30 protein-coding genes and 3 pseudogenes are annotated in these 26,150 nt (G+C 62.4%); 12 read left to right on the plus strand and 21 right to left on the minus strand.

Annotated elements, in window-relative coordinates; translation table 11 throughout:
* Position 1: 1 nt before the first annotated feature.
* Both ACFXS9_RS02620 and ACFXS9_RS02625 read right to left on the minus strand, forming a co-directional pair.
* The gene (locus ACFXS9_RS02620; protein ID WP_392684825.1) at positions 2-577 is read right to left on the minus strand and encodes a PQQ-dependent catabolism-associated CXXCW motif protein; all 576 of its coding nucleotides are present in this window, start codon (positions 575-577) and stop codon (positions 2-4) included.
* Positions 574-1,458, minus strand: coding sequence for a substrate-binding domain-containing protein (locus tag ACFXS9_RS02625; RefSeq protein WP_392684827.1), 885 nt, complete (start codon positions 1,456-1,458; stop codon positions 574-576). Before ACFXS9_RS02625 ends, ACFXS9_RS02620 begins: the two co-directional genes overlap by 4 nt.
* Positions 1,459-1,691: 233 nt before the next feature.
* Here ACFXS9_RS02625 and ACFXS9_RS02630 point away from each other — a divergent pair, with 233 nt between their 5' ends.
* Entirely contained in the window at positions 1,692-2,618 is a 927-nt protein-coding gene (locus ACFXS9_RS02630; protein ID WP_392684829.1) for a quinoprotein relay system zinc metallohydrolase 2, read from the plus strand.
* Positions 2,619-2,674: 56 nt separating this feature from the next.
* Positions 2,675-3,493 (plus strand): quinoprotein dehydrogenase-associated SoxYZ-like carrier, encoded by an 819-nt coding sequence (locus ACFXS9_RS02635; RefSeq protein ID WP_392684831.1) that lies wholly within the window; start codon positions 2,675-2,677, stop codon positions 3,491-3,493.
* 125 nt (positions 3,494-3,618) lie between these two features.
* Here ACFXS9_RS02635 and ACFXS9_RS02640 read toward each other — a convergent pair whose 3' ends face one another.
* Positions 3,619-3,978 carry a hypothetical protein gene (locus ACFXS9_RS02640; RefSeq protein ID WP_392684834.1) on the minus strand — a complete coding sequence of 120 codons (360 nt, stop codon included), beginning with the start codon at positions 3,976-3,978 and terminating at the stop codon, positions 3,619-3,621.
* An 86-nt stretch (positions 3,979-4,064) separates the two neighbouring features.
* Here ACFXS9_RS02640 and ACFXS9_RS02645 point away from each other — a divergent pair, with 86 nt between their 5' ends.
* From ACFXS9_RS02645 to ACFXS9_RS02665, 5 genes are read left to right on the plus strand one after another with little or no spacing between them, the layout of a single operon-like run.
* The gene (locus tag ACFXS9_RS02645; protein WP_392684837.1) at positions 4,065-5,039 is read left to right on the plus strand and encodes an ABC transporter substrate-binding protein; all 975 of its coding nucleotides are present in this window, start codon (positions 4,065-4,067) and stop codon (positions 5,037-5,039) included.
* A gap of 1 nt (position 5,040) precedes the next feature.
* Positions 5,041-5,778, plus strand: a complete 738-nt coding sequence (locus ACFXS9_RS02650) for an ABC transporter permease (RefSeq protein ID WP_392684840.1) — start codon at positions 5,041-5,043, stop codon at positions 5,776-5,778.
* Complete coding sequence (locus ACFXS9_RS02655; protein WP_392684843.1) at positions 5,768-6,496, plus strand: ABC transporter ATP-binding protein; 729 nt, start codon at positions 5,768-5,770, stop codon at positions 6,494-6,496. The genes ACFXS9_RS02650 and ACFXS9_RS02655 overlap by 11 nt, the downstream gene beginning before the upstream one ends.
* A 48-nt stretch (positions 6,497-6,544) precedes the next feature.
* On the plus strand, positions 6,545-7,339 hold the full coding sequence (locus ACFXS9_RS02660) for a pentapeptide repeat-containing protein (protein WP_392684846.1): 795 nt from the start codon (positions 6,545-6,547) through the stop codon (positions 7,337-7,339).
* 34 nt (positions 7,340-7,373) lie between these two features.
* Positions 7,374-7,718 (plus strand): hypothetical protein, encoded by a 345-nt coding sequence (locus ACFXS9_RS02665; RefSeq protein ID WP_392684849.1) that lies wholly within the window; start codon positions 7,374-7,376, stop codon positions 7,716-7,718.
* Positions 7,719-7,736: 18 nt separating this feature from the next.
* Here the strand turns inward: ACFXS9_RS02665 and ACFXS9_RS02670 are convergent, their stop codons facing one another.
* The 4 genes and pseudogenes from ACFXS9_RS02670 to ACFXS9_RS02685 all read right to left on the minus strand — a co-directional run bounded on the left by ACFXS9_RS02670 (position 7,737) and on the right by ACFXS9_RS02685 (position 9,958).
* The gene (locus ACFXS9_RS02670; protein ID WP_392684852.1) at positions 7,737-7,973 is read right to left on the minus strand and encodes a hypothetical protein; all 237 of its coding nucleotides are present in this window, start codon (positions 7,971-7,973) and stop codon (positions 7,737-7,739) included.
* A 322-nt stretch (positions 7,974-8,295) separates the two neighbouring features.
* On the minus strand, positions 8,296-8,955 hold the full coding sequence (locus tag ACFXS9_RS02675; RefSeq protein WP_392684855.1) for a hypothetical protein: 660 nt from the start codon (positions 8,953-8,955) through the stop codon (positions 8,296-8,298).
* Positions 8,956-9,257: 302 nt separating this feature from the next.
* Positions 9,258-9,337 (minus strand): annotated as a pseudogene (pqqA, locus tag ACFXS9_RS02680) (pyrroloquinoline quinone precursor peptide PqqA).
* Between the two features lie 294 nt (positions 9,338-9,631).
* Positions 9,632-9,958, minus strand: coding sequence for a hypothetical protein (locus tag ACFXS9_RS02685; protein ID WP_392684857.1), 327 nt, complete (start codon positions 9,956-9,958; stop codon positions 9,632-9,634).
* 138 nt (positions 9,959-10,096) lie between these two features.
* Here ACFXS9_RS02685 and ACFXS9_RS02690 point away from each other — a divergent pair, with 138 nt between their 5' ends.
* Entirely contained in the window at positions 10,097-10,360 is a 264-nt protein-coding gene (locus ACFXS9_RS02690; protein WP_065748409.1) for a hypothetical protein, read from the plus strand.
* A 21-nt stretch (positions 10,361-10,381) separates the two neighbouring features.
* On the opposite strand, the gene ACFXS9_RS02695 is transcribed toward ACFXS9_RS02690, so the two are convergent.
* From ACFXS9_RS02695 to phnG, 9 genes and pseudogenes are all read right to left on the minus strand, one after another.
* Positions 10,382-10,993 carry a pyridoxamine 5'-phosphate oxidase family protein gene (locus tag ACFXS9_RS02695; protein ID WP_392684859.1) on the minus strand — a complete coding sequence of 204 codons (612 nt, stop codon included), beginning with the start codon at positions 10,991-10,993 and terminating at the stop codon, positions 10,382-10,384.
* Position 10,994: 1 nt separating this feature from the next.
* Positions 10,995-11,606 carry a phosphonate metabolism protein/1,5-bisphosphokinase (PRPP-forming) PhnN gene (gene phnN, locus ACFXS9_RS02700; protein ID WP_392684862.1) on the minus strand — a complete coding sequence of 204 codons (612 nt, stop codon included), beginning with the start codon at positions 11,604-11,606 and terminating at the stop codon, positions 10,995-10,997.
* Positions 11,603-12,757 (minus strand): alpha-D-ribose 1-methylphosphonate 5-triphosphate diphosphatase, encoded by a 1,155-nt coding sequence (locus tag ACFXS9_RS02705; protein WP_392684865.1) that lies wholly within the window; start codon positions 12,755-12,757, stop codon positions 11,603-11,605. The genes phnN and ACFXS9_RS02705 overlap by 4 nt, the downstream gene beginning before the upstream one ends.
* Positions 12,758-12,770: 13 nt before the next feature.
* The gene (phnL, locus tag ACFXS9_RS02710; protein ID WP_392684868.1) at positions 12,771-13,469 is read right to left on the minus strand and encodes a phosphonate C-P lyase system protein PhnL; all 699 of its coding nucleotides are present in this window, start codon (positions 13,467-13,469) and stop codon (positions 12,771-12,773) included.
* Between the two features lie 8 nt (positions 13,470-13,477).
* Positions 13,478-14,275 (minus strand): phosphonate C-P lyase system protein PhnK, encoded by a 798-nt coding sequence (gene phnK / locus ACFXS9_RS02715; protein WP_392684871.1) that lies wholly within the window; start codon positions 14,273-14,275, stop codon positions 13,478-13,480.
* The gene (locus tag ACFXS9_RS02720) at positions 14,268-15,152 is read right to left on the minus strand and encodes an alpha-D-ribose 1-methylphosphonate 5-phosphate C-P-lyase PhnJ (RefSeq protein ID WP_392684874.1); all 885 of its coding nucleotides are present in this window, start codon (positions 15,150-15,152) and stop codon (positions 14,268-14,270) included. Before ACFXS9_RS02720 ends, phnK begins: the two co-directional genes overlap by 8 nt.
* Positions 15,149-16,251, minus strand: a pseudogene (locus ACFXS9_RS02725) (carbon-phosphorus lyase complex subunit PhnI). Before ACFXS9_RS02725 ends, ACFXS9_RS02720 begins: the two are co-directional and overlap by 4 nt.
* Positions 16,252-16,254: 3 nt before the next feature.
* Positions 16,255-16,863 carry a phosphonate C-P lyase system protein PhnH gene (phnH, locus tag ACFXS9_RS02730; protein WP_392684877.1) on the minus strand — a complete coding sequence of 203 codons (609 nt, stop codon included), beginning with the start codon at positions 16,861-16,863 and terminating at the stop codon, positions 16,255-16,257.
* 4 nt (positions 16,864-16,867) lie between these two features.
* A complete protein-coding gene (gene phnG, locus ACFXS9_RS02735; protein ID WP_392684880.1) occupies positions 16,868-17,329 on the minus strand; it encodes a phosphonate C-P lyase system protein PhnG in 462 nt (153 codons plus the stop codon).
* Positions 17,330-17,434: 105 nt separating this feature from the next.
* Here phnG and phnF point away from each other — a divergent pair, with 105 nt between their 5' ends.
* Positions 17,435-18,160 carry a phosphonate metabolism transcriptional regulator PhnF gene (phnF, locus tag ACFXS9_RS02740; protein WP_392684883.1) on the plus strand — a complete coding sequence of 242 codons (726 nt, stop codon included), beginning with the start codon at positions 17,435-17,437 and terminating at the stop codon, positions 18,158-18,160.
* A gap of 101 nt (positions 18,161-18,261) precedes the next feature.
* Here the strand turns inward: phnF and phnE (ACFXS9_RS02745) are convergent.
* The 4 genes and pseudogenes from phnE (ACFXS9_RS02745) to phnC form a co-directional block, all read right to left on the minus strand.
* Positions 18,262-19,117: pseudogene (gene phnE, locus ACFXS9_RS02745) on the minus strand (phosphonate ABC transporter, permease protein PhnE).
* Positions 19,114-20,001, minus strand: a complete 888-nt coding sequence (phnE, locus tag ACFXS9_RS02750; protein WP_392684886.1) for a phosphonate ABC transporter, permease protein PhnE — start codon at positions 19,999-20,001, stop codon at positions 19,114-19,116. The pseudogene phnE (ACFXS9_RS02745) and the gene phnE (ACFXS9_RS02750) overlap by 4 nt, the downstream one beginning before the upstream one ends.
* Positions 20,002-20,069: 68 nt before the next feature.
* Positions 20,070-20,978: a phosphonate ABC transporter substrate-binding protein gene (gene phnD, locus ACFXS9_RS02755; protein WP_392684889.1), complete on the minus strand. Its 909-nt coding sequence runs from the start codon at positions 20,976-20,978 to the stop codon at positions 20,070-20,072.
* Between the two features lie 76 nt (positions 20,979-21,054).
* Positions 21,055-21,870, minus strand: coding sequence for a phosphonate ABC transporter ATP-binding protein (gene phnC / locus ACFXS9_RS02760; RefSeq protein WP_392684891.1), 816 nt, complete (start codon positions 21,868-21,870; stop codon positions 21,055-21,057).
* A 185-nt stretch (positions 21,871-22,055) separates the two neighbouring features.
* Between phnC and ACFXS9_RS02765 the strand changes: the two genes are divergently transcribed.
* From ACFXS9_RS02765 to ACFXS9_RS02775, 3 genes are read left to right on the plus strand one after another with little or no spacing between them, the layout of a single operon-like run.
* Complete coding sequence (locus ACFXS9_RS02765) at positions 22,056-22,721, plus strand: chloramphenicol acetyltransferase (protein ID WP_392684894.1); 666 nt, start codon at positions 22,056-22,058, stop codon at positions 22,719-22,721.
* Positions 22,718-23,911 (plus strand): alpha-D-ribose 1-methylphosphonate 5-triphosphate diphosphatase, encoded by a 1,194-nt coding sequence (locus ACFXS9_RS02770; RefSeq protein WP_392684897.1) that lies wholly within the window; start codon positions 22,718-22,720, stop codon positions 23,909-23,911. Before ACFXS9_RS02765 ends, ACFXS9_RS02770 begins: the two co-directional genes overlap by 4 nt.
* 20 nt (positions 23,912-23,931) lie before the next feature.
* A complete protein-coding gene (locus ACFXS9_RS02775; protein WP_392684900.1) occupies positions 23,932-24,621 on the plus strand; it encodes a DUF1045 domain-containing protein in 690 nt (229 codons plus the stop codon).
* A 12-nt stretch (positions 24,622-24,633) separates the two neighbouring features.
* Here the strand turns inward: ACFXS9_RS02775 and ACFXS9_RS02780 are convergent, their stop codons facing one another.
* Positions 24,634-26,133, minus strand: coding sequence for a tripartite tricarboxylate transporter permease (locus ACFXS9_RS02780; protein ID WP_392684903.1), 1,500 nt, complete (start codon positions 26,131-26,133; stop codon positions 24,634-24,636).
* Positions 26,134-26,150 lie beyond the last annotated feature (17 nt).

Below are 26,150 nucleotides of genomic sequence, written 5' to 3' on the forward strand. Positions count from 1 at the left end.
GCTAACGCGGCGATGCGGTCTCCTCGCCGGTCCGCGGCTCCGGATGCGACTCCGCCAGCGCCAGACCGGCCCTTTCCCACCCGTCGGTCCCGTCAGGATACCACGCCACGTTGGAATAGCCGTAAGTGAGGATGCGCTTGGCCGCGTTCCACGACATCCAGCAATCGGCAAGGCAGTAGACCACCACCAGCGCAGCGTTGTTGCCTGCCGTCGCGCCGACAAGCCCGCGCTGCAGATAGTCTTCCGTTACGGCCGCGAGCTTTCCGTAGCCGGTGTCCGGCAGCCACACGCTGCCGGGAATGTTGAGCCGCGGCTTGTCGCGCCAGATGGTGCCTTCGGGAAGATTTTGCGGCTTCGGCGCACGAGGCATCACGTCGATGAATGCGCCGGCCTTGGCGCGCCAGATCGCCTCGGCCTCTGCGGTGGTCAGCACGCGTACACCGGCAAGGGTTGCGGGAACCGGCGCACGGTAATCTTCCATGCGATACCCGTCGGGCTCGGGAGGCCTCTCCTGCGCGAAGGTCGAGACGACGAATGGGAATGTCGCAAGGATCAGGCCTGCGAGCGCTTCTCTCATGGGGCTTTGGTTGCCGTCTCCGCACCGATCGGCCGGTCATTCTCATCGAGCAAGGGAACGCCGAAGTCCAGCAGTATCTTGTTGACGGCCGGCTGGTTTTCCTGGATCAGGCGATTGAGCTGCCGCTTCCAGTTCTGGTCGGCCGCCCGCACCCCCATGCCGATACGATACGCCAATCGAGGGCCTGACTTTTCCTTCACGAGGGGCGTGACATGGAGCGGGGGGTCCGCCTTCTTCGCATAGAAGCCGGCCATCGGCCCCCAGAGAATGCCGGCGTCGATCTTACCGGACATCAGGTCGGCTATCATGGCCTCCGCTGACGAATCCAAGCGGGTATCGACCATCAACTGATACGGTTTGGCATTCGCCATCAGGCCGTTGACCGCCATATTCGTGGCAGGCGGTGTTCCGGCCACGATGCCGATATGCCTGCCCTTGAGACGCTCGTCTTCCAGCGTGGTCACTTCGTCGAGGCCGCTGCCCTTCTTGACGACCAGCGCGTAGGCGGTGCGGTAATAGGGATTGGTGCCCTGGACCACGTCATCTCCCTGTGGGAAGCCCATGATGACATCGCAACGATGGGCGCCAAGCGTCATCCGGACGAAGCCCGTCGCCTGCGGGAAGTACATGTAGTCCAGTTTCTTGTGCAGCTTCTCGGCGAACAATTCGGCGAGCTTGTTCTCGAATCCCTCGCCCTTGTCGTTGGAAAACGGCAAATTATGCGGATCGGCGCAGACGCGCAGCACCTTGGGATCGACGAGCTCAATCGACAGATCGCCGCCTTCCTTGATCTGCGCGCGCGCAACATCGCGCCCGAAAAACACCGCGAGCATCACCAAGGTTGAAATCGCCAGCCAGCGCTTCTGTCTGGCACATGTCATGGAAAGCTGCAGCACTTCCGGCTCGCTATTGTTGCCAACTCGCAAAAGATATCGGCAACCTCGACGAATGAAGTTCCGTTGAAGCCGCAGACAAGCAAAATGCTATGCTTGTCAATTGGGGCACGCAACAGGAATAATCCCGGCGAACTGGCCGCCCGTGCTGCGACGCAAACGCAGCCGCGATGAAACATTGAATTGCCGGCTGCGCTTCGTGGAGAGACGAAGGCCGAATTATGGCTCATCCCGCATGGATCCTTGCCGCGCTCGCGATGATCGCGGCGATCACAGCTTCTTTCGCGCAGCAACAGGAGCTGCCCGTCAACTCCATTGCGGATGGCGTATTCATACACAACGGCCAAACCGCGCAGATGACGCGCGAGAACGCAGGCGCGATCGCCAATGTCGGTTTCATCATCGGCGAGGACGCGGTCGCCGTCATCGATACGGGCGGCAGCCTTCGCGAGGGACGGCAGTTGCTGGCAGCCATTCGCGCCCGGACCGGCAAGCCGATCCGCTACGTCATCAGTACGCACGGCCACCCCGACCACATCTTCGGCAACGGCGCTTTCGTGCAGGACGCAACGACGTTTGTCGGCCACGCGAACCTGCCGCGCGCGCTGGCGGCGCGCGGACAATTCTATCTCGACGCATTTCGCCGCACGATGGGTGATCAATTGATCGACGAAATACGCATCGTGCCGCCGACGCTGCTCGTCAGCGGCACGCTCCAGCTCGATCTCGGCGGACGAATCCTCACCGTACGGGCGTGGCCTGCCGCGCACAGCGATTGCGATCTCACTGTGCTAGATGAAAAGACCGGCACCCTGTTCGCGGGCGACCTCGTGTTTCTCACTCACACGCCCGTGCTGGACGGCAGCATCCGCGGCTGGCTGGCCGTCATCGGCGAACTCGGCGCCTTGCCTGCGGAGCGTGTGGTTCCCGGTCACGGTCCCGTGAGCGGATGGCCGGCCGCCCTCACCGACCAGCGTCGTTACCTTGAAACGCTGGCCTCAGATGTACGCGGGCTCATCGCCCGCGGCGAACCGATAGGGGCAGCGGCGGGTACTGCAGCAAGCTCCGAGCGATCCCGGTGGGAATTGTTCGACGACTTCAACGCCCGCAACGCAACCGCAGCATTCTCGGAAATTGAATGGGAATAGCATGCGCTTTGCCCTATGTTGCGTGCGTTGCTTCCATCCGCGCGAAGGTCTTGACCATGTCCGGATATCTGTTCCGCCTCTTCGGCGTCGCTGGTTTGCTAATCTGCGGCGCACCGATGGCGCTCGCGGCAGAGGCAAATGACCTCTGGCCTGGACTGGTGCAGGACATCTTCAACAATCGTCCGATGAACGATGGCAGCGACGTGATCGGCATCGAAATGCCGTCGCGTGCCGAGGATGCCGCAATCGTCCCGGTCACCTTGCGAACGAAACTTGCGACCGGCGATAGCCGACAGGTGCTGAGCATTACGCTGGTCATCGACCAGAATCCCGCGCCGATGGCGGCGAAGTTCCAGCTTGGACCGGACGCCAACGTCTCGGAAATCTCCACCCGCGTCCGCGTCAACAATTACACCGATGTCCATGCGGTGGCCGAACTCAGCGACGGCAAACTTTACATGACCAAAACCTATGTAAAGGCCTCCGGCGGCTGTTCGGCACCCGCCGCCAAAAACGCCAACGACGCCAAGGCCAGGCTCGGCCAGATGCGCTATCGGCAGTTCGCGAAGGCCGGCGAAGGGCCGGTCGGCGGCGCGCGCGAAGCCCAGATCATGATCGGCCATCCCAACAATTCCGGCTTGCAGATGGACCAGGTCACGCACCTGTATGTCCCGGCCTTCTTCATCAATGAACTGCGGCTCTGGCAGGATGACAGCCCGGTGTTGACGATGGAAGGCGGCATTTCCATTTCAGAGGACCCCAATATCAGATTCACCTACGTCTCCAATGGCGCGAAACGTTTCCGCGCCGAGGCAAAAGATACCGAGGGGCACGTCTTCCAGCGCGAATGGAAGGTGGATGATTCGGGGACTTGATACCGACTATCAGGCTTGAGCCGTTTCTCTCGTGCCCCGGACGCAGCGCAGCACGGAGTGATGCGCTGCAGAGCCGGGGGCCATGTCACCAGCGCGTACGTCACCAGCTCGTACAATGTCCGCATTCAGAAGCAGCGGACCTCCGCTTCGGCCTGGGCTCGCCTAAGCTCGTTGAGCGCGCTTGCCGCCTGCTCCGACGTGCGGAACGGGCCGCCCAGATCGCTTCGGACCTGCGACATACTGAGCACGGTTTCGGCCGTGACATAGCGCTGGTAGGGCAAGAGTGAAGCCACGACGTCGACCGAACAGGAACATTGCTCGATCGCCTTCCGCGTCTCGCCATTTGCCTTCAGGCACCCGAAAACATATTCGACGCGCGCCGACGTCGGATAATCATTGATGTCCTGGGCGTGCGCGACCACCGCAGTCGCCATCAGCGCTGTCAACGTGGCGACAATACGTCGTACCCATCCGACAAGCGTCATACTCTTCCTCCCGCTGTTAACCGTGGAAGCTATGCTATGACTGGCGCGCTGAAAAGCAGACGTTTCAAGGATACGGCTCAAGCACCATGACGCATTTCGTTCGCACACTGGTTGCTACGATTGTCTTGGTCTCGCTCGGCACGTGCTGCAGCGCCGAGGCCTTACGCGTTGCGGTGCAGAAGACCGGAACGTTCGCCTGGGAACTTGCAGTGATCCGAGCGCACGGCCTCGACAAGCATGCCAACCTTTCGGTCCAGGTTCTCGAACTGGCGAGCCCCGAGGCGGGCAAGATTGCGCTTCGCGCCGGAAATGCCGACATTGTGGTTACCGACTGGCTTTGGGTGTCGCGCGAACGCGGGCTTGGCGCCAAGCTGACATTCTATCCGTATTCGAGCGCGCTCGGCGCCGTGATGGTCCCTGCCTCGTCACCGATCCAGACCTTGGCCGATCTCAAGGGCCGCAAGCTCGCCGTCGCGGGCGGGCCGATCGACAAGAACTGGCTGCTGCTTCTGGCATGGTTGAAACAGGGCGGCATCGACCTGAAGTCGGACGCGACAATCGCTTACGGCGCGCCGCCGCTGCTGGCAGCCAAGACGCTGAGCGGCGAAATGGATGCGACCGTGAACTACTGGAATTTCTGTGCGGCACTGGAAGCAAAAGGCTTCCGGCGCCTCGCCGGCATCGAGGACCTGCTGCCGAAACTAGGCGCCAAAGGCCGCTCCGCGATGCTCGGCTACGTCTTCGACGACAAATGGGCGAACACAAACCAGGACAAAATTGCCCGCTTCATCGCCATGACCCGCGCGGCGAAGGAGATTCTGTCGACCTCGGATGCCGAGTGGGAGAAAATTGCACCGCTGACCGGCGCTCCAGACGCCGCAACGTTGCGCGCCTATCGTGATCGCTATCGAGAGGGAATTCCGCGTCGTCCGATCGCCGACGAAGAAGCCGACGCACGCATTCTCTACCGCGTGCTGGCTGAAATCGGCGGTCATGAACTTGTCGGGCCAGCGCCTGAACTGGATGCCGGAACATTCTATCACGCGATCCCGGGAGATTGAGGTGGCACGCCTGCTGTCGTTCGCCATGTTCGTCGCGATCTGGTGGATCGCTTCGCTGTTTGCCGGTGACGCGAAGCTGCCACCTCCACCCACCGTGCTCACGGCTATGATCGCGGAAGCCAGGTCGGGCAACCTGTTCTTCCATCTCGGCGCGACATTGGCGCGCGTTACGCTCGCCTTCACGCTGGCGATGGCGCTGGGCACGGCTATCGGATACCTGATGGGCCGGGTGCGGCTTGCCGATCGGCTTGGCGACCCCTGGCTGATCCTGCTGCTCAATCTGCCGGCGCTCGTGGTCATCGTGCTCGCCTACATCTGGGCCGGATTGACCGAAGTCGCTGCAATTGCGGCAATCGCCATCAACAAACTCCCGACCGCCGTCGTGACGCTACGTGAGGGCGCGCGTGCCCTCGACGCGGCGCTCGACGAAATGGCGACGGTGTTCGCATTGCCCCGCTGGAGCAGGTTTCGACACGTCATTTTGCCTCAACTGTCGCCCTACATCGCAGCCGCGGCACGGTCAGGACTTTCCCTGGTCTGGAAGATCGTACTTGTTGCGGAATTGCTTGGACGTCCAAACGGTGTTGGTTTCGAGATTGGCGTGGCGTTCCAGCTATTCGACATTCCTTTATTGCTTGCCTACTCGCTGAGCTTCGCCGCGGTCGTGCTTCTCATTGAAACCTTGCTGGTCCAGCCGTTTGAGGCCCGGTCATCCCGGTGGCGTCCCCGTGCGGCTTGAGGTCGAAATCGCCAGCAAGACATTCAAGAGCGCGGCGGGCGAACAGCACGACGTCATCGCCGGCGTCGCCTTTGCGCTTAATGCAGGAGAGGTTGGTGTATTGGTCGGCCCGTCCGGCTGCGGCAAGAGCACGATGCTTCGGATCCTCGCCGGCCTCGACCCCGATTTTCAAGGGCGCGTCTCGCGACCCGCCGGCGCGCGGATCGGCTTCGTATTCCAGGAGCCGCGGCTGTTGCCGTGGCGATCGGTCGAGGAGAATGTGCGACTTGCCGCGCCTCTTGCCGATGAACCGAAGCTTTCAGCACTCTTCGAAATTCTGGAGCTGAAGGCACATCGCAACCATTTTCCCGGCGAGTTATCGCTCGGCCTCGCGCGGCGCGTGGCGCTTGCCCGCGCCTTCGCCGTTGAGCCGGAATTCCTTATTCTCGACGAACCGCTCGCCTCGCTGGACGCCGCTCTTGCGAGCCGCCTGCGCGATGAGATCGCCATGTTGATAGACGGTCGCTCCGTGATGACGCTGCTGGTCACCCATGATGTAGACGATGCGGTTCGTCTCGGCGATCGCGTGATCCTGCTGTCGCCGCGCCCGGCCCGGGTTCTCGCGGACCTGCCTATCCGCACGCCGCGTAGCGCACGCGGAGAGGTCGAGATCGCCGCAATCAAATCGGAAATCATGCGGCGGATCGATGGCTGTCCCACCAGGCAGGATGGGTCATAGGCAGTGCCTCAGGCCGGTGCTAGGATGCGTGATCGGTTGGGGTTGACGATGAAACGCTCGATCGGAACTGCAGCGATCGGTCTTGCTCTTGTGGCGATGACGGCAACGGCCCAGGACATGATGCGTCATGTTGACCTGACGTCGCCCGATATGGTCTCGGCCGAATTGACCCGCGGAGAGGTCGAGGCCGCGCTCGCCTCAGCGACCACCGCCGCGCCCGCCGATTTCACCGGGAAGAGATTATCCGGCCTGGACCTATCGGGCCTCAACCTGTCCGGCGCAACGTTCCGCGCGGCCCGACTCAACAAGACAAAGCTCGCTGGCGCCACACTCGATCGCGCAATTCTCGACCAGGCTTGGCTAATCGAAGCCGACCTGACCGGCGCAAGCCTAAGGAACGCAAACCTGTTCGCTTCGCAGATGGCTCGCGCCCGCCTCGACGGCGCCGATCTTTCGGGAGCGCGCGTCGCTGCCGATCTCACCGGTGCGAGCCTCGTCGGCGCTTCGATCGCGGGCGCAAATCTCGGTGCCGACATGCGCAACCAATCGATGGGCCTGATGCGCGCGGTGCTGAAATCGGCCAATTTGGAACGCCTGAACGCGCGCGGTGCCGATCTGTCTCGCGTCGATCTCGAATTTGCGGTGCTGAAGAGCGGCGACCTCACCGGCGCATCTCTCAAGAGTGCCCAACTGGGCGGAGCCGACCTGACCGGCGTCACCGTCGTCGATACCGATTTCGAAGGTGCGGATCTCGATACGGCCCGGTTGATCGCCCCGATCGGTCTCGATCGGGCAAGAAACTTCGATAAAGTCAAGAATCGAGACCGTCTGATCAGGCAATGACGGCTCCAGGCGCCCCGCGACGAAAGGATGACCGATGCGATGGATACTGGCTTTGGTGGCACTGCTGTCAACGAGCGCCAACGAGGTGGCCGCGCAGGGAAAAGGCATCCGGTTGTGGAATCTTACGACGGCGACCATTTCCGAGTTTCAGCTTTCCCCGCCCGGCAAGAACGATTGGGGTCCCAACCTCACCCTGAACGACAAGGACAAGGAGGTCGACCACGACGAACGCCTGCGCATCTCGGGCGTGGAGCCGGGACGTTATGACGCCAAGGTCGGCTATCGCGGCTCAAAGCACTGCTTCGTTCGCGAGATCGAAATCAAGGCTGACGCCGTGTTTTCGATCGCGGACAAGGACTTGAAGGACTGTAACAAATAGCCGCCGCTGGACGATTATTTAGCCTGCTGACCACATGGCGTCGCCGGATGCCTTCCGATTGGTACCTGGATATTCGCAGCGCCACTTGACCGCGGTCCATTTCGGGTGTTCGCCAATCCACTGCGCGATGTAGGGCTGCGCATTCATGGCACATTGCTGCAATGAAGCATTTGAAGAAAAGACCAAATGGGTTTCCTCGCAAGTGGTGGGCGAGAGCACCGCACAGACGGTCACGACCAAATCTATCGGAGTCATATCTGATATCCCTTGCATTGTTCTCGAACAGATTAACGCAAAGAGCTACGGCAATGGGCGGCCTGACGTTTCACTACCCCGTGAAAAAGTCGGAACTCGGGGCCGCGCGCGCAGCCGCCAGCCCTAAAAGTTGACGCCAAATACCAGCCGCGCCTGGTGACGTTCGAAATTGACGAGATCAAGGCAGGCAGTCGCCCCCGCCGGACGCCCCCACGCTTGCAAGCTCCAGCTCGCGGTCAGCCGCGAGCTTTTCGACAACTGGAAATATGCGGTCGGACCGACAAACAACGCCTGCCCTGCAAGTTTGTCCAGACTGATCCCCTCATATTTTCGCAGGTAACGCGCCTCGCCGCCTAGCAAGAAACCGGGATGCAACTGCGCCATGACCCCAAGCGCCGTGCCGGCGGTAGACCCGCTCCATCGCGCCACTGCCGATCAATCGTGTCCACTCTGGTTCGTAGATCAGGTTGAACGCCGCGACGACGCGATTCGCTACGAGCTCGCGATCGAACGCCAGCCTGAATTCAGTCCCGAAACTCCGGACCGCTTCAGCGGTCGTCTCCTCGACACGATGCGCGTGCGCTTCCGTCGCGAACGTAACCCCGAATGGTGCCGTTTCCCGATCGAGAAAGCGGTAGCGCAAATCGATCGACCCACCCTGCCATGACAGCCGGCGCTGGTCGTCAAGGCCCGGCACGCCACTGATCAGATGCGACGCAAACGTGCTTCCTACCTCGATTCTAAAATTCCGGACCGGCACAAACTCCAGTTCAAACTCCTGGCCGACCGCCCGGTAAGTACCTCCGTTTCTGCCGAAGCGCCCGGTCGTCTCGCTCTGAAACTCCCGTTCGCCGACATTGCCGACATCGGTGCCGATCATGAAGCCGAACAGATGCTCGGTGTCGATGCCCTCGGCATAGCCACAAGCCGGCAGCAGCGCAGCAAAGGATACGACCGCCGCCTGGAAGGTCCTTGCACGCATAGACATTCGCATTCAGCGGGTCATGGGGTGGAACGGGTGATTCCCGGCGGTGCCGGCCGGGCATACCCTAGCATGATGCGGCGACCGTCCGCGAGCCATGGGAAAATACGGAATTCAGGTGGAGCAGCGCAGAAACTGGCCGGATCGGTACCGCCGACCGCCTACGGAAATCCCTGTGGTTTTGGCAGGATCCGCGGGCTTACTCTTGGTGCAAGCAATGGAGGACTTCATGGTAGTTGAACAGCTTGCCCGGCCCACAGCAACAGACTGTTGCCAGAGCCGGGCAGACCGTTTCGACGCGTCTATTTACGCGCCGCGCAGGCGTACATGTTGATTTCCATGCCCACCGACACTTCGACGATCTTCGAGTCTTCCAACTCATCAGGGGTCCTCCCAAGCAGTGCTGGCACGACATTCGTGCCGGGACGAAAACTAGGGTCACCGTGGACAGAGCGCAAGTACGGAAGGTCGAAGGTCGCACTCAGCGCACTATCTCCGAAGGAAGAAGTTCGCTCTTGGACAAGCCTACTTCCCTCTTGGACAAACCCTGCGGATGAGGGCGCCGAATCGACGCATTCACCGCGAGGATCCGTCCAATCACAGTTCGAACGACCTCCTATTGCGCATCCGCGCTTGTCTGCCGAAGCCGTATGACGACCAGGGTCGATACGTATCTTCAGCAGTCCTTGTCCGCCTCTGTGACCTTGTCGGCCTTGGCACCTTCAGCCTGCTGTGCCGCCGTCGGTTCGCCTTGCATCTGCCGTTGCGTATCTTGTGAAGATGCAGCAGTTTCTCCAGCCGCTCGATTCATCGTATCGGTCGGCGGATGTTTATCGGTGCTGCCGGCCATACCCGTTGTCTGACTGTTGCCCATCTTGGCCGGTCCGGAGCCAGCATCCTTCAGATTGGCCGCGCGTCCCGTCTCGCAAGGACCCGCCAGTGCCGCGCCGGTGCTCAAGACCAGGATCGAGCAACCGGCAAGAATGAGCCGTTTCATTTTCATCTGTCTCTCCTTACCTTTTCTTGTGAAGAGCGCGCAACGCGATGAGAGGCAACCGACCCGTTGTCCGCAGGTTCCGGGTGGCTACGTGAATATCAACATGTTTAGTCTGATGGGTGGGTTTCTGGTGAGGACAATCCAATGGAACCGATTCACCGCGGGTTGATCAGTTTTCTTTTCGCGCTGTGCTTTGCATCGGGGGTGTTTGCGCAGGAAAGGCAGCCTGGCCAAACCGCACCGAATGCGGAAACCGCCCTGCCGGCTGACGGATCATCGCTGACCGGAAAAGAGCGCCTTGGAAAAAAATGGATGGACGAGCAACGGATCGACAATTGCAACGTGCCCATCGACAAGCGCGGCAGCAAGCCGCGATCCATGACCTGCCCGCATGTTCCGGCAGGATGATCAGCGACGACGATCAGCGCATCACCACATCGTCTGCCGCGCGCGCTCCGGCCATTCCCGATCGTATTTCTCGCCGCCGACGGCGTTGTCGCTCATTTCGGCAAGGATCTGGCCGGGCGTCGGCAAGCTTCTCGGGTCGACGCGCTTGTCGGGATTCCAGAGATCGGAACGCACGAGGGCGCGCGCGCACTGGAAATAAACCTCTTCGACCGCCATGACGATGACGGTGCGCGGCGCCTTACCCTCCATCTTGAACGACGCGAGCAATTCCGGATCGGCCGAGACGTGTGCGCGGCCGTTGATACGCAACGTGCTGCCGGAGCCGGGGATGAGAAACAACAGCGCCACACGCGGATCGCGCACGATATTGCGCAGCGAATCGCAGCGGTTGTTGCCGCGGCGATCCGGCATCATCAACGTTGCCTCATCGTGGATGCGAACGAAGCCCGGCAGATCGCCGCGCGGCGAGCAGTCCAGCCCCTCCGGTCCGCAGGTCGCGAGCGCTGCGAACGGCGATTTGTCCATCAACGTCCGATAGGCTGGCGTGATCCTGTCCGCGACCTTGACAGTCGAGGCATCGTTGGGAAAGCCATAGATGGCCTCGAGCTGCTCGATGGTCGCGACAACAGTCATTTTAGCTCTCCAATCGATCGTCCCATTTCTCGCCCTTGATGACGCGGACGAGCTGGCGGGCATGATATTCGGCACTGCCGGTATTGACGATGGTGACGTCGGGCGCGGCCGCCGCATCCTCCACCGTGCGACCTAAGCGCGCTTCGAGCCTGCCGTCGCTGCTCCGCCGCCGCATCGCAAGCCGTTCGGCCAGAACGTTTGGCGGGGCAGTGATCGAAACCACCACCACGTCGGCATAGGCGCGGCGCATCGCGCCAATCACGGTGCGCGATACGTTGGCAACGATGGTTCGCCCGGCGCGGATTTCGTCGTCGATCGCGCGCGACAGTGCGTAGCAATGGCCGTGGGCCTCCCAATGCATGGCGTATTCGCCACGCGCCAGCGCCTCCCGGAACGTTCCGGCGCTGACCTGTTGGTTTTCTTCCGACGCCGACGCCTCGCGCGTAATCACACGGCGTGGAAACGCAATTTTGCTGTCATCGGCGCAGGCGGCCTTGGCGAGGCCGAGCAGCGTGTCCTTGCCGGCGCCGCTCGGACCGACCACCAGGATCAAACGGCCCGGCCCGATTGCGGTGGCCTGGCCTGGCGCTGCGGTTGTCAAGATTTCCGTCATGCCACGCGCCGCCCTTCCCGCCAGACGCTGCGCACCACCGGAATGTTGCGGGCGACATGCACCCGGATCACATCGGCCCGCTTGCCGGCTGCGATCTCGCCACGGTCCGCAAGACCCACGGCCTCGGCCGGTGTCTTGGTGACGGTGCGGACGGCGCAGGCCAGATCGATCGCCGGCACATGCTGCGGCAACTGCAGGGCTGCCATCAAAAGGCTGGAGGGGATGTAGTCGGACGACAGGATGTCCAACAGTCCCTCGCGGGCGAGATCGATCGCGGCGATGTTGCCGGAATGCGAGCCGCCGCGGACCACGTTCGGCGCGCCCATCAGGATGCCGATGCCGGCCTGATGCAGGCCGCGGGCGGCTTCCATCGTGGTCGGAAACTCAGCGACGGAAACGCGATCCTGGATCGCATCGGCGACATTTTCCTCGGTCGTGTCATCGTGGCTGGCGAGCGGAATTTCATATCGATGGGCAAGCGCCACGATTTCACGCATGTTGGTCGCGGCATAGGCCTTCTGATAGGCAAAGCGCTTCTCGAACAGTACATCGAGCTCGGCATCGGTCATGCCGCCGCCCTTGCCGCGGTAATAATCGCGGAGCTTGACCTCGTCGCGGAACTGGCGCTGACCCGGCGTATGGTCCATCAGCGACATCAGCCGCACGTCCGGCCGGTCGATCAGCTCCTTGGCTTCCTCGACGACGCTTGGCATCGGAATTTCGCAGCGCAGATGCAGGAAGTGTTCTGCGCGCAGCAGGTTTGCCTCACGCGCCGCCGTGATCGCACCCGCGAGCACGCCTGCCCTGCCGTCGACGTCCTCGGCACCGTCCTCGCGCCAGACCCGCAGCGAATCCAGAACCGTGGTGATGCCCGAGGTGGCCAATTGTCCGTCGTAGGAAACCACCGCTGCGATCGGATCCCAAAACACCTTTGGGCGCGGCACATAGTGCATTTCGAGATGGTCGGTGTGGAGCTCGATCAGGCCGGGCATGATCAGGTCGCCACCGGCGTCCTCGCTGCCTGACGGTGCAGTACCCTCGCCATATTCGGCGATGCGGCCATCTGCGAAAGCGACCCAGCCGTGCTCGATCACGCGATCGGCCAGTACGAGGCGGGCATTGCCGAGGATGGTTTCGTGCTTCGAAGTCATCTCACATCTTCCTTCATGCCGCGGCGGCAAACGATGTCACGTCGACGATGCGGTCGGCGATCAGATGGCGAATTTTATCGTCATGGACGATCGCCACCATCGCGACGCGCTGTCGCTTCTTCTGTTCAATCAACTCAACGACAACAGCGCGATTGGCCGCGTCGAGCGAGGCGGTCGGTTCGTCCAGCAGCAGAATTGGCAGATCGGAGATGAAACCACGCGCGATGTTGACGCGCTGCTGCTCGCCGCCGGAGAACGTCGATGGCGGAAGTGCCCACAGCCGCTCGGGAATGTTGAGGCGGCGTAGCAGCGCGCCCGCCTTCTCGCGGGCTTCCGCGCGTGCAATTCCGTTCGCGATCAGCGGCTCCGGTACCACGTCGATGGTGGCGACCCGCGGCACCGCCCGCAAGAACTGGCTGACATAGCCGATGGTCTTGCGGCGCACGCTGAGCACCTGCCGCGGCTCGGCTGTGGCAAGGTCGATCACCGTGCCCTGATGCCGGATGCCGATCCGGCCGCCATCGCAGCGGTAATTGCCAAAGATCATTTTCAGGATCGAGGATTTGCCGGCGCCTGAGGGGCCCGACAGCACGACGCATTCGCCCGGCTCGACCTGAAACGAGACGCCGCGGACCGCGGGCAGCTCGACGCCGCCCTGCAGATGCATGGTAAAGGTCTTTTCGGCGCTGGTGATGTCGATCATCGCAGTCATTGGCGCGCTCATGCCGGCAGGATCGAGGAAACGAGCAGTTGGGTATAGGGCTCGCGGGGGTCGTCGAGCACCTGGTCGGTCAGGCCGGTTTCGATGACACGCCCACCCTTCATCACCATCACGCGGTGCGACAACAGCCGCGCCACAGCGAGGTCATGGGTGACGACGATGGCGGCAAGGCCGAGCTCGCTCACGAGATTGCGCATCAGATCGAGCAGCCGCGCCTGCACCGACACGTCGAGCCCGCCGGTGGGCTCGTCCATGAACACCAGCCGCGGCTCGGTGACCAGATTGCGCGCGATCTGCAGCCGCTGCCGCATTCCGCCGGAATAGGTGCGCGGTGCGTCGTCGATACGCGCGGTATCGATTTCGACGCGCTCCAGCCAGGACGAGGCGATATCGCGGATGCGACCATAGTGATTCCAGCCAACCGCCATCAGCCGTTCGCCGACATTGGCGCCGGCCGAGACCGCCATCCGCAGGCCCTGCGCGGCGTCCTGGTGCACATAGCCCCAATCCGTACGGAACAAGAAGCGGCGCTCGGCCTCCCCGAGGCCGGCGAGATCGCGCAACACGCCGTCCCGCATCCGGTATGACACCCGCCCGGCGCTCGGCGCGAGCTGCGCGGACAATAGTTGCAGCAGCGTGGACTTGCCCGAGCCGGACTCGCCGACGATAGCCAGCACCTCGCCGGGATAGAGCGCAAACGATACGTCGCGGCAGGCGGTCAACCGGCCATAGTTCTTGCCAACGTTTTCGGCGACCAGAAGCGGCTGGTCTTGCATGGGGTCTTGCGGCTCAGCCATGCGCCCTCTCCTTGTGCGGCGGCGCACTCTCGCTGCCGCGATGGCCGGCCAACTGGCGAGACTCGCAGTAGTCGGTATCCGAGCAGACGAACATCCGGCCGCCCTTGTCGTCGGTGACGATCTCGTCGAGATACGAATCGCCGGCGCCGCACAGCGCGCAAGGCGCGTCGAACCGATAGCGCGTGAACGGGTGATCCTCGAAGTCGAGCGACACCACGTGGGTGTGCGGCGGGATCGCGTAGATGCGCTTTTCGCGGCCTGCGCCGAACAGTTGCAGCGCCGGGCAATCGTCCATCTTCGGATTGTCGAATTTCGGCGTCGGCGACGGGTCCATCACATAGCGTGCATTCACCTTCACCGGATAGGCGTAGGAGGTCGCGATATGGCCGAAGCGCGCGATGTCTTCATACAGCTTGACGTGCATCAGGCCATATTCGGCCAGCGCATGCATGCGCCGCGTCTCGGTCTCGCGCGGCTCCAGGAACCGCAGCGGCTCGGGGATCGGCACCTGATAGACCAGCACCTGCCCGGCATGCAGCGGCGCTTCGGGAATCCGATGCCGGGTCTGGATCACGGTGGCGTCCGACGTAGCGGTCGTCGTTGCGACGCCCGCGGTCTTGCCGAAGAATTTCCGGATCGAGATCGCGTTGGTGGTGTCGTCCGAACCCTGGTCGATCACCTTCAGCACATCCTGGGGCCCCAGGATCGCGGCCGTCACCTGCACGCCGCCGGTGCCCCAGCCATAGGGCATCGGCATCTCGCGGCTGGCGAACGGCACCTGATAGCCGGGAATCGCAATTGCCTTCAGGATCGCGCGGCGGATCATCCGCTTTGTTTGTTCGTCGAGATAGGCGAAATTGTAAGCTGGTGTGTTCATTCCGCGGCCTCCTGCATATCCGGCGCCTCATTGGCCTCAGCGAACTCCTTGCGCAGCTTGCGCAACAGACCGAGCTCGGACTGAAAGTCGACGTAATGCGGCAGCTTGAGATGCTCGACGAAGCCGGTCGCCTGAACATTGTCCGAGTGCGACATCACGAATTCCTCATCCTGGGCCGGAGCGATCACTTCCTCGCCCAGCTCGCGGGCGCGCAGGCTGCGATCGACCAACGCCATCGACATGGTCTTGCGCTCGCTTTGTCCGAAGGCCAGGCCATAGCCGCGCGTAAAACACGGCGCCTCGGTCGCCGATCCCTTGAACTGGTTGACCATCTGGCACTCGGTCAGCGCGATCGAGCCAAGCGGGACGGCAAAGCCGGCGTCCTCGGCGAAGAATTCCACCTCCACCTCGCCGAAGCGGATTTCGCCGGCAAATGGGTGATTGCGTCCATAGCCGCGCTGTGAAGAGTATCCGAGCGCAAGCAGGAACCCCTCGTCGGCACGCGCAAGATTTTGCAGCCGCAGGTCGCGGTCGGCCGGAAAGCTCAGCGGCTCGCGCGTGAGATCGCCGACCGGCGCATCGGCATCCGCTGTCGGCGAAGGTTCGATCAAGCCATCGCGACCGAGAATGTCGGTGACGCGTGGCGTTGCCGCCCGCGTCACCTCCGACGTCGTCGGCTGCTCCGGCACAAAGCCGTCCGCAAGCTGCGGGTCCAGCAAGCGATGGGTATAATCGAAAGTCGGCCCCAGGATCTGGCCACCCGGAATATCCTTAAACGTCGAGGAGATGCGCCGGCGGACCTGCATCTCGCCGGTGTTGACCGGCTCGGTCGCGCCAAAACGAGGCAGCGTGGCGCGGAAGGCGCGGACCAGGAAGATCGCCTCGATCAAGTCGCCGCGCGCCTGCTTGATCGCAAGTGCCGCCAGCTCGCGGTCGTAGAGCGAGCCTTCGGTCATGACGCGGTCGACGCCGAGCGAGAGCTGCTCGGCAATTTGCGCCAGCGGAGTTCGGGCACATCACGGTCGCCACGCCGCTCATGCGCCAGCAGGCGGTGGGCGTTCTCAATGGCGCGTTCGCCTCCTTTGACGGCTACATACATGGGCTACGCTCCGCTTGCGACCAGCCGCGTGGTTCGGGGGATCGCGACAATCAAGTCGTCATGAACCAGCACGACATCGATGCCGCGCGGGAACAGGGCTTCGTTGATGGTGAGCCGCTGAAAGAGGTCGCGCGGCTGGAGCGTCGCCAGCAGCAGCCCTGTACCGTCGATGCCCGGCCCCCTCATCTGGAAGGTGGGCCCCTGCGTCAGGCTCTCGACCTGCAGGATCAGTGTCGTCGACCTGTCAGGATACTCGTTGCTGCCGAACGCGAAGCAATCGAGGGCCGGCAGGTTCTTGGCGTCGCCAATCAGGGCGAAGCTGGCGATCGAGGAATCCGCGACCACCGGCGCACTGGTATGGAACTTGAGCCATTTCGCAACATCAGGCGTGACCGACATCGCGGCATCGAGCCAGATCGGCGTGTCGTGATCGAACAGCGTCAGCGCGATCGCCGCCGCGCCGCGCATCATCCCGGCCGGCGTGCCGGCAGCCGCCGCGACCCGTTGCACGCTCCCCGGACGCGCCATCGCATCCATCACGGAACGGAAGGTCGACTGCGCCGACAACACCTTGTCGGCAAACCCTGCGGGCAATTCTGCAACCGTCGTCATCGCATCACCCCTCGCCGCGCACCATGGTGTAGAAATCGACCCGCGTCGCCGCAGCCTCGGCCGCCTTGCGGCTGCGATCGGCGATCATGGCGGCGCGTAAAGGCCCGATCACCTTGGTCTCGACCTCGCCCGAAAACTCTGTCGACTGCACCATGGCATCGCACAGCGCGATCATCTGCGCCTTCTGCCTGTCGCGGCCGAGCACGTAGCCGAAGCCGATCTCGCCGGTCGCAAGACGCACCGCCGCGCGCGACACCGTGGCCTCGCCGAGATTGAACGGCGCACCGTCGCCGCCGATGCGGCCGCGCACCATCACGAGGCCATTCTCGGGCTCGCGCAAGTTCTCATGTGCGGGTACCGCGATCGCCGCGAGATGGCCCGCAATGTCGCCAGCCTCGGAATGCGCCAGCACCGCCATCGCGGCCTTGCGCTGCGCCTCTCTGCTGTTCCGACCGGTCAATCCCATTGAGCAACCTTGCCTGAATCAAGTTGTCTATGATAATAGACAACTTGATAACGGAGCGCCATGACTGTTTCGTGACAAACGGATAATTTCTGGTATCACCACGCCATGAGCCTGCAGGAGAGTTCCGGCGTCGCCTTGTGGCGGCAGGTTGCCGACGGTATCGAGCGCGGCATTGCCGACGGCCGCTTTGCTGCGGGCGAAAAGCTGCCGGGCGAGATCGAGATCGCCGATACCTATCGGGTCAACCGCCACACCGTGCGGCGCGCCCTGGCTGCGCTTGCCGAACGCGGCCTGGTGCGCGCCGAACGCGGCAGCGGCACCTATGTCGAGGCGCAGCGCCTCGCCTATCCCTTGCGCTCGCGGACGCGATTTTCCGAAATCGTCGGCGCCGGCGGCCGCGAGCCGCGCGGCCAATTGATCGATGCCTCCGAAGAGCCCGCGACGCGCGAACTGGCCCGTGAGCTCGGACTGAAGACCGGCGCGCCGTTGGTCCGGATCGAATCGGTGCGGCTCGCCGACCGTACGCCGATCTGCGTCAGCACCAATTGGCTTTCCGCCGATCGCTTTCCGGGCGCCGGAGCGGTCTTCGCCAACGTACGCTCGATGACCAAACTGCTGGTGCATTACGGCGTTCGCGATTACCGCCGCGCTTCAACCCGCGTCACCGCCACCATCGTGGACGCCTCCGACGCCGCAAGGCTCGATCTCGCGCTCGGGCGTCCCGTTCTCGTGGTCGATAGTACCGATGTCGATACCGACGGCAAACCGTTGGTAACCAAACGCGCGCGCTTCGCCGCGGAGCGTGTCGAGTTTCTGGTGGAGAACAGTTGATGCTTGTAGGGTGGGCAAAGCGATAGCGTGCCCACCATTCAGTGACGTGCCCTAGATGGTGGGCACGTAGCTCGCGCGCCTTTGCCCACCCTAACGAAGCATCACGCGACCGCTCGTTGTCCGATGATCGCAAACCGGAGTTTGCCGGAAATCCAGTCAATTGCGGAAACCGCGATGAGGATAAGCAGAATCAGAAACGATACCTTTTGCCATTCCAGCACCCGGATTTGTTCGGCAAGCTGAAGGCCGATTCCGCCGGCCCCGACGATTCCGATAATCGTCGCCGAGCGCGTGTTCGATCTCGAAGTAGTAAAGCACTTGGCTCAGCAGAATTGGAAAGACCTGCGGCAACAGCCCGAACCGGACGCTATGGAGATGGCTGCCGCCCGCCGATCGAACTCCCTCTGCGGGGTTCTTGTCGGCAGCCTCGATAGCTTCCGAGAATAGCTTTCCAAACGTCCCGAAATCGCTGCAGATGACCGCAAGGATACCTGCAAACGGACCCAATCCCACGACGCCGACCCAGATGAGCGCCCAGATCAAGATATCGACACCACGGATGGTGTCGAGGCTACGGCGTGAGAAGAAGTGGACGATCCGGTTCGCAACCACATTGCGTGCGGCCAGCAGAGCCACTGGCAAGGCCAGCAGTGCTCCGCCCAGCGTACCGAGAAATGCGATCGACACCGTCTCGCCGAGCGCATTCAAATACTTCAATGCCTCTGCCCATGAACCAGGATCGGGCGGCAACATAAGCCGAAGGAATCCGCCTAGCCTGGCCATTCCGTCAGAAAGCCGGTGAAACGAAATGTCTAGCTGGGCAATCCCGAACAGAAAAAGCGCGACAGCCGTGCCAAGGCCTATCGTGATCTTTGCCCTGCTCCACCAATCCGGGCGAAAATGGCTCGGATAGCGTTCAACGATTGCGGCCTGAGCGTCGGAGCTGAACGATTTCATGCGCCGGTGCCCTCCAGCCCAAGGAGGCGATGGCGCACGCGCTCTGTAATGAAATCGAACAGCATGACCGTGACGATGATGAGCAAGAGGATGGCGCTAACGTCACTGTAGTAAAACTTGCGCACGGCCTCGATCAAATCCTGCCCGATCCCACCGGCGCCGACGAAGCCCATCACCGCCGCGCCGCGCACGTTGATCTCGAATCTCAACAGAGCATAACTCACGAAGTTTGAAAGGACCTGCGGCACCGCGCCGAACCGGACAATCTGAATCCAGCTACCTCCGCTCGCCGCCACCCCCTCGATCGGCTTGTTATCGATATTCTCGACAACTTCGGCGAACTGCTTGCCAAGCGCGCCAGTGGTATGGATTGCTATTGCGAGCACGCCTGGAAGCGGTCCCAGGCCGAATGCCAGTACAAAAACCAGGGCAAAGACGATCTCCGGCACGGTCCGGCAAAATTCGAGAACGCGCCGTGTGACGAAAACGATTGCGCGCGACCTGACGAGATTGGCCGATGCCAGAAAGCAGAGAGCGAATCCGCATATAGCTCCCGAAAGGGTTCCCATATACGCAATCAGCAGGGTATCTCCGAGAAGCAGCGTCCAGCGAGGCAAGCCCCAAAGCCATTCCGAGAGATCATTCCAGGCAGACGAGAACGAAAACGTGGGAGCTATGCTGGCGAAATAGGCCGGGAAGCGCCAGAAATTCTCGGCAAACTTCCAAAGATCGACGTCGCCCATCCAGCCGGCGGCAAGCGCCGCGGCGATCAGGACCGCCGAACCCAGCCATATACGCCGTCGCTTGGCGGCAACTGCAGCCGCATAGCGATCGGCCAGCTCGCGCAGCCTGGCTTCCGGGAATTCGGGGACTGCTGTTCGCATGGAATTTTCTGAAGAGACAATGGGCGGACCTCGCGATCCGCCCGAATCGTCTGGAAACGTCGTTCCGTTCAGGACTTCTGCTTGCGCAAGCTGTCGACAAATTTGGTCAGATCGATCACGGCCTCATAGGCCTTGTGGTCAACCTCGACGAAGGGCAGTTGCTTCCCTTCGTAAATCTTGTCGAAAGCGGCCTTGTCCTTCACTGCAATTTCCAGCACGGCCTTCTTGATCGCCGCCTTGAGGTCGGCAGGCAGGCTACCGAGATATGCCATCGGCGAATTCACAATCTGTTCGGATTTCAGGATGATCCTGAAATCGGCGGCCTTCGCCATGCCCTTGCGTTCCATCCGCAGCAGGTTCGATTCTTTTTCGTCATTCCACCAGTTGAACGCCGCATCGCAGGTGCCTTGGGCAAGCCCGATCACCGCGTTTTCATGGCTTCCCGAATAAACCACCTTGGAAAAGAACTTCTCCGGGTCGATGCCCATCTTGTCCATCGCGAAACGCGGCACGTTGTTGCCTGACGTTGAATTGGGGTCGACAAGGCAGAGATTCTTGCCTTTCAGGTCCTTGATGTCCTTGTAGCTCGAGTCGCTTTTGACATAGAGGACGGAGTAATAGCCCTTGGTGCCGTCGCCATTCACTTCGATCGCGAACGGCTCGACCTTGGCGCCGATGATGTACGCACGTGCATAAGACGCCGGACCGTACATCGCGATGTGGATGTTGCCGGCCCGCTGCCCTTCGATCACGGCGGCGTAGTCGTTGGCGATCCGCAGCGTCACCTTCGTGCCGAGCTCGCGGGACAGATACTCCGCCAAAGGCGTCCAACGGTTGGTCGTTCCCGATGCATTCTCATCGGGGACCTTTGCGAACACCAGTTCGGGATATTTCGCTTTCCAGTCCTGGGCTGATGCGGGGGAAGCTGAGAATACCAATCCCGCCGCAGCGGCGAGGATAATAAGACGATTGAACATGACGTCTCCTGTTTTTGCAGCAATTTAGCTTGCGGATTTCAAGTCCCGCGCAGCTCTTGATTTTTGGACGCAACACTCAGGCCGCGGCGACCGTACCGAGCGTGGGAACCGCCGATCCGACTGGCGCAAGCGCCGGCGTCGCATCCATCACCTCATTGGCCTCAAGATCGTAGAGCTCACGCGCGATGCGATCTGTCAGCGCCACCGGTGCGCCGTCGAACACTATCCGCCCCGACGCCATGCCGATCAGACGATCGCAGTAGCTTCGCGCCAGATCGAGCGAGTGCAGATTGCAGACTACGGTGATCCCGAAATGCTTGTTGATGCGCAGCAAGGCATCCATGACCACACGGGTGTTGCGAGGATCGAGCGAAGCAATTGGCTCGTCGGCAAGTATGATGTCGGGCTCCTGTACCAGCGCACGCGCAATCGCGACGCGCTGCTGCTGACCGCCGGAGAGCTGGTCGGCGCGTTGGGATGCAATAGACGCCATATCGAATTGTTCGAGCGCCGACATCGCTATTGCCTTGTCACGTTCGGGCCAAAGCTGAGCGAGGGAACGCCATGACGGTACCGCAGCCAGCCGCCCCATCAGCACATTGGTCAGGACATCGAGCCGGCCGACCAGATTGAACTGCTGGAAGATCATCGCCGAGCGCGCGCGCCATTGCCGCAGCTCCTTGCCGCGCAGCGCGGTCACGTCGACGCCTTCGAACAGGATGCGTCCCTCGGAAGGCTCGGCGAGACGGTTGATCATCCGCAGCAGCGTCGACTTGCCGGCGCCGGAGCGGCCGATCACGCCGACGAAGCTGCCCGGCTGAATCGAGAAAGACGCGTTATCCACCGCGGCCTTGGTGCCGAACCGACACGTCAAACCTTCAACCACCAGCATGCAATGCTCCAGAGTCCCGATCGTGGAGCATCGCTAGCGGCTCGATCTTACAGTTGTGTGACACGCACGCTGCGGTGCGGCGTTCGTCCACAGCAGCGGGCGTCATGTGTCCGTCATGATCCTGTCATCAAGCGCATCGAAGACGAGCGGGTGCCCCTTTTCCCGATTGTAGATGGACGTTACCGATGGCCGGCAAGATGCTTCCCACTGAACCATTGGTCGACCCCACCGCGTCAGTGCGCGACTGCCAGCTTGGCGCCTACACCGAGGTCGGCGCCCGGACCATTCTGCTCGAAGTCACGATGGCCGATTATTCCTACGTCGTGAACGACTCGCAGATCACCTATACGACGATCGGGAAATTCTGTTCGATCGCGGCGATGACGCGCATCAATCCGGGTAATCATCCGATGCACCGGGCCTCGCAGGCGCATTTCACCTACCGCGCCTCCAGCTACTTTTCGGGCGAGAGCGACGATGCCGAGTTTTTTGCATGGCGCCGCAAGCATCACGTCCATATCGGCCATGATGTCTGGATCGGCCACGGCGCGGTCATTCTGTCTGGCCGCTCGATCGGCACCGGCGCAGTGGTCGCCGCCGGCGCCATCGTGACCAAGGACGTCCCCGCCTATACGATCGTTGCGGGAAATCCGGCACGGCCGATCAAGCGGCGTTTTACGGAATCCATTGCCGGGCGGCTTGCGGAACTCGCGTGGTGGGATTGGGACCATGAGACGCTGCGCCGCGCCCTGCCCGATTTCCGCAAGCTCGATGTAGCGGGCTTTCTCGAAAAGTACGAAGCCGGCGCCGCAGCTAGTCGCCGTCCATTCAACCAGAGTGCCGCATCGTGACTGAACTGTTCATCGAAGGTGGCCGGACCCTGCTCGGCAACGAAATCGTCGAAACCTCATTGCGGATCGCTGGCCGCGAGATCGCAGCCGTAGGTGCGGACAGCAACTACAGCATCGGTGGCGTCAATGCCAACGGCCTCCTGGTATTGCCGGGCATTGTCGATCTGCATGGTGATGCCTTCGAGCGGCAGATGATGCCGCGCCCCGGGGTCGATTTCCCGATCGATGTGGCGCTTGTCGACAGCGACCGGCAGGCGATCAGCAACGGGATCACGACCGTCTATCATGCCACGACCTGGTCGTGGGAGCCCGGCCTGCGCAGCGCCGACAATGCCAGGCGCCTGCTGGAGGCGATCGAGCAGATGCGGCCGCAGCTCGCCGCCGACACCCGCTTCCATCTCCGGCACGAGACCTACAATCTCGACGCGGAAAGCGAAATCATCGGCTGGCTTTCGGAAGGACGCGTCGACCTGTTCGCCTTCAACGACCATATGGACTCGACGGTCGCCAGCCTCGCCAAGCCGCAAAAGCGCAGCCGAATGGTCGACCGCACGGGTCTCAGCAAGGAGGCGTTCGATCGCCTGGTGGAACGTGTGGTCTGCCGCGGCCACGACGTGCCGGCTTCGATCGCCCGGCTGGCGCAGACAGCGCGCGCGGCAAACGTCCGGATGCTCTCCCACGACGACGAGAGCCCGGCGATGCGGCAGGCCTTCCGCGCGCAGGGCGTTGCAATCGCCGAATTCCCGGTCAACGAGGAAACTGCACGCGATGCTGCCGAAGCCGGAGACTTCATCGTGTTCGGCGCGCCCAATGTCGTGCGCGGCGGCAGCCATACCGGCTGGACCAGGGCCTCCGACATGATCGCCAAGGGCCTCTGTTCGGTGCTTGCGTCGGACTATTATTATCCGGCGCCGCTATTGGCGGCATTCCGGCTTGTGGCCGACGCCGTTCTGCCGCTGGCCGCGGCATGGCAGTTGATCTCGGCGGCACCGGCGCGTGCCGCCGGCCTCGCCGATCGCGGCACGCTCGCCGCAGGACAGCGCGCCGACATCCTTCTCGTCGATGACACGGTGCCGCTGCGGCCGCGGGTCGTCGCAGTCATTGCCGCGGGGCGTGTCGTACATCTGACAGAGGCGAACCGTCTTGTCCGTTCGTCCGCAGCAACACGCAAGGCAGTTGCAGCCGCGTGAGGCGGCCGTATTCTGACGCAATGGCAAATTACCCCCGTTACGCAATCTATCACACCGCCAGGCCCGACAGCGCGCTCGACCGGTTCGGCGCTTCTCTGCTCGGCTACGATGCCCATCGCGGTGAAGACCTGTCCTTTCCGGACGGTCTCCCGTTGGACTGGCGCGAGCTGACGCGCAATCCGCGCAAATACGGCTTTCACGCCACGCTGAAGGCGCCGATAGCGCTGGCCGACGGCAAGGCCGAGGCGCAGCTTGCTGCGGCCTGCGAATTGTTCGCCGATCTGGCCCGGCCAGTGCCCGTGATCCAACCGGTCGTCGATTCGATCAGCGGCTTCATTGCGCTCATTCCCGGCGAACCGTCGGCAGATCTCGACCTGCTTGCCGCCCAGGCGACCATGGCATTCGATCCGTTCCGCGCTCCACTCAGCCCGGAAGATCGCGCGCGGCGAAGTCCGGCGGCGCTGACGCCACGGCAGCGCGACTATCTCGACCGCTGGGGCTACCCTTACGTCTTCGAGGAATTTCGCTTCCACATGACGCTGACGGGACGGCTTCCCGCCGAACGGCGCGAGCCGATTGTGGCAACGCTACGCAGCAGGTTTTCGACAACCGGCATCGGCCCGATCGCTATCGACGCCATCGCCTTGTGTCGTCAGGACAATGCGAATTCGCGGTTTCGGGTCATCGGCCGCTGGCAACTGCGCGACTGACGGCCACACCGCTCATTCCGCCAGCGCCTCTTTCCGCGTTCTCAGAATTGCCGGCGAAAGCATTGCCAGCAACAAGGCGGCGACGACTGCGAGGATGACCGCGCTGATCGGCCGCGACAGAAAGACGGTGAAATCGCCGTCAGCGATCAACATCGCGCGCCGGAAGTTCTCTTCCAATTGTGGACCGAGCACGAGGCCAAGTAGCAGCGGCGCCGGCTCGACGCCGATCTTGATGAAGAAATAGCCGATCAAGGCGCAGCCCATCATCAGCCAGACATTGAACAGGCTATTGGCGATCCCGTAGGTGCCGATGCAGCAGAACAGAACGATGGCGGGAAACAGCAGCCGATACGGAATTTTTAGCATCGAGACCCACAGGCCGATGAGCGGCAGGTTGATGATCAGCAGCATCAGGTTGCCGACCCACATGCTGGCGATGACGCCCCAGACGAGCTTGGGCTGCTCGGTCATGATCTGCGGGCCGGGCTGGATGCCCTGCATCATCAGCGCGCCGATCATCAGCGCCATCAGGGCGTTGGCTGGAATGCCGAGCGTCAAGAGCGGAATGAAGCTGGTCTGGGCGCCGGCATTGTTGGCGGCCTCCGGACCGGCAACGCCCTCGATGGCGCCCTTGCCGAAGCGTGAGGGATCGCGGGCGAGCTTCTTCTCCAGCGCGTAGGAGGAGAACGGCGGAAGCGCAGCGCCGCCGCCGGGCAACACCCCCAGCACAGAACCCAGCGCCGTGCCGCGCACCACGGCCGGAAAAGCCGCCCGCAAATCCGTCCAGCTCGGAATCAGGCTGCGGATCGACTGGCTGACGACACGGCGCTCGGCGGGTCTTTCCAGATTGGCGATGATTTCACCCAGCCCGAACAGGCCCATCGCGATCGGCACGAAATCAAGACCATCCGAGAGTGCGGGGATGCCGAAAGTCATGCGTGCGACGCCCGACGAGACATCGATCCCGACGAGGCCGAGCAACAACCCCAGCAGCACCATTGCCAGCGATTTGGCGACCGAACCATGCGCGAGCACGACTGCGGCAATCAGGCCGAGCACGAGGAGGCTGAAATATTCGACCGCGGTGAATTTAAGCGCCAGCACCGACAACGGCACGCTGAGTAGCGCGATCACGATCGTCGCCATCGTGCCGGCAAAGAACGAGGCAATCGCGGCAATGGCCAGCGCGGTTCCGGCCCTGCCCTGCTTGGCCATCTCGTGACCGTCGATACAGGTGACGACCGACGACGTCTCGCCCGGCACATTGACCAGGATGGCGGTGGTCGAGCCGCCATATTGCGCGCCGTAGAAGATGCCGGCCAGCATGATCATGGCGCTCGCAGGCGACAGGCCGAAGGTGAAGGGCAGCAGCAACGCCACCGTTGGAATCGGACCGATGCCGGGCAGCACGCCGATCGCGGTCCCGATGACCACGCCGATCAGGCAGAAAATCAAATTGTTGAGTTGAAGGGCCGTCGAAAGACCCATCAGCAGATTGTCAAACAGTTCCATATGCGTCTGCCTGCGAA

The organism is Bradyrhizobium sp. RDI18 (genome assembly GCF_043203335.1).
GTDB lineage: Bacteria > Pseudomonadota > Alphaproteobacteria > Rhizobiales > Xanthobacteraceae > Bradyrhizobium > Bradyrhizobium retamae.

Excerpts from the sequence above, each read along its gene's own strand:
- ACFXS9_RS02620 (WP_392684825.1), bottom strand. The coding sequence starts at position 577 with ATGAGAGAAGCGCTCGCAGGCCTGATCCTTGCGACATTCCCATTCGTC.
- ACFXS9_RS02625 (WP_392684827.1), bottom strand. The coding sequence starts at position 1,458 with ATGACATGTGCCAGACAGAAGCGCTGGCTGGCGATTTCAACCTTGGTG.
- ACFXS9_RS02630 (WP_392684829.1), top strand. The coding sequence starts at position 1,692 with ATGGCTCATCCCGCATGGATCCTTGCCGCGCTCGCGATGATCGCGGCG.
- ACFXS9_RS02635 (WP_392684831.1), top strand. The coding sequence starts at position 2,675 with ATGTCCGGATATCTGTTCCGCCTCTTCGGCGTCGCTGGTTTGCTAATC.
- ACFXS9_RS02640 (WP_392684834.1), bottom strand. The coding sequence starts at position 3,978 with ATGACGCTTGTCGGATGGGTACGACGTATTGTCGCCACGTTGACAGCG.
- ACFXS9_RS02645 (WP_392684837.1), top strand. The coding sequence starts at position 4,065 with ATGACGCATTTCGTTCGCACACTGGTTGCTACGATTGTCTTGGTCTCG.
- ACFXS9_RS02660 (WP_392684846.1), top strand. The coding sequence starts at position 6,545 with ATGAAACGCTCGATCGGAACTGCAGCGATCGGTCTTGCTCTTGTGGCG.
- ACFXS9_RS02665 (WP_392684849.1), top strand. The coding sequence starts at position 7,374 with ATGCGATGGATACTGGCTTTGGTGGCACTGCTGTCAACGAGCGCCAAC.
- ACFXS9_RS02670 (WP_392684852.1), bottom strand. The coding sequence starts at position 7,973 with ATGACTCCGATAGATTTGGTCGTGACCGTCTGTGCGGTGCTCTCGCCC.
- ACFXS9_RS02675 (WP_392684855.1), bottom strand. The coding sequence starts at position 8,955 with ATGCGTGCAAGGACCTTCCAGGCGGCGGTCGTATCCTTTGCTGCGCTG.
- ACFXS9_RS02685 (WP_392684857.1), bottom strand. The coding sequence starts at position 9,958 with ATGAAAATGAAACGGCTCATTCTTGCCGGTTGCTCGATCCTGGTCTTG.
- ACFXS9_RS02690 (WP_065748409.1), top strand. The coding sequence starts at position 10,097 with ATGGAACCGATTCACCGCGGGTTGATCAGTTTTCTTTTCGCGCTGTGC.
- ACFXS9_RS02695 (WP_392684859.1), bottom strand. The coding sequence starts at position 10,993 with ATGACTGTTGTCGCGACCATCGAGCAGCTCGAGGCCATCTATGGCTTT.
- phnN (WP_392684862.1), bottom strand. The coding sequence starts at position 11,606 with ATGACGGAAATCTTGACAACCGCAGCGCCAGGCCAGGCCACCGCAATC.
- ACFXS9_RS02705 (WP_392684865.1), bottom strand. The coding sequence starts at position 12,757 with ATGACTTCGAAGCACGAAACCATCCTCGGCAATGCCCGCCTCGTACTG.
- phnL (WP_392684868.1), bottom strand. The coding sequence starts at position 13,469 with ATGACTGCGATGATCGACATCACCAGCGCCGAAAAGACCTTTACCATG.
- phnK (WP_392684871.1), bottom strand. The coding sequence starts at position 14,275 with ATGGCTGAGCCGCAAGACCCCATGCAAGACCAGCCGCTTCTGGTCGCC.
- ACFXS9_RS02720 (WP_392684874.1), bottom strand. The coding sequence starts at position 15,152 with ATGAACACACCAGCTTACAATTTCGCCTATCTCGACGAACAAACAAAG.
- phnH (WP_392684877.1), bottom strand. The coding sequence starts at position 16,863 with ATGACGACGGTTGCAGAATTGCCCGCAGGGTTTGCCGACAAGGTGTTG.
- phnG (WP_392684880.1), bottom strand. The coding sequence starts at position 17,329 with ATGGGATTGACCGGTCGGAACAGCAGAGAGGCGCAGCGCAAGGCCGCG.
- phnF (WP_392684883.1), top strand. The coding sequence starts at position 17,435 with ATGAGCCTGCAGGAGAGTTCCGGCGTCGCCTTGTGGCGGCAGGTTGCC.
- phnE (WP_392684886.1), bottom strand. The coding sequence starts at position 20,001 with ATGCGAACAGCAGTCCCCGAATTCCCGGAAGCCAGGCTGCGCGAGCTG.
- phnD (WP_392684889.1), bottom strand. The coding sequence starts at position 20,978 with ATGTTCAATCGTCTTATTATCCTCGCCGCTGCGGCGGGATTGGTATTC.
- phnC (WP_392684891.1), bottom strand. The coding sequence starts at position 21,870 with ATGCTGGTGGTTGAAGGTTTGACGTGTCGGTTCGGCACCAAGGCCGCG.
- ACFXS9_RS02765 (WP_392684894.1), top strand. The coding sequence starts at position 22,056 with ATGGCCGGCAAGATGCTTCCCACTGAACCATTGGTCGACCCCACCGCG.
- ACFXS9_RS02775 (WP_392684900.1), top strand. The coding sequence starts at position 23,932 with ATGGCAAATTACCCCCGTTACGCAATCTATCACACCGCCAGGCCCGAC.
- ACFXS9_RS02780 (WP_392684903.1), bottom strand. The coding sequence starts at position 26,133 with ATGGAACTGTTTGACAATCTGCTGATGGGTCTTTCGACGGCCCTTCAA.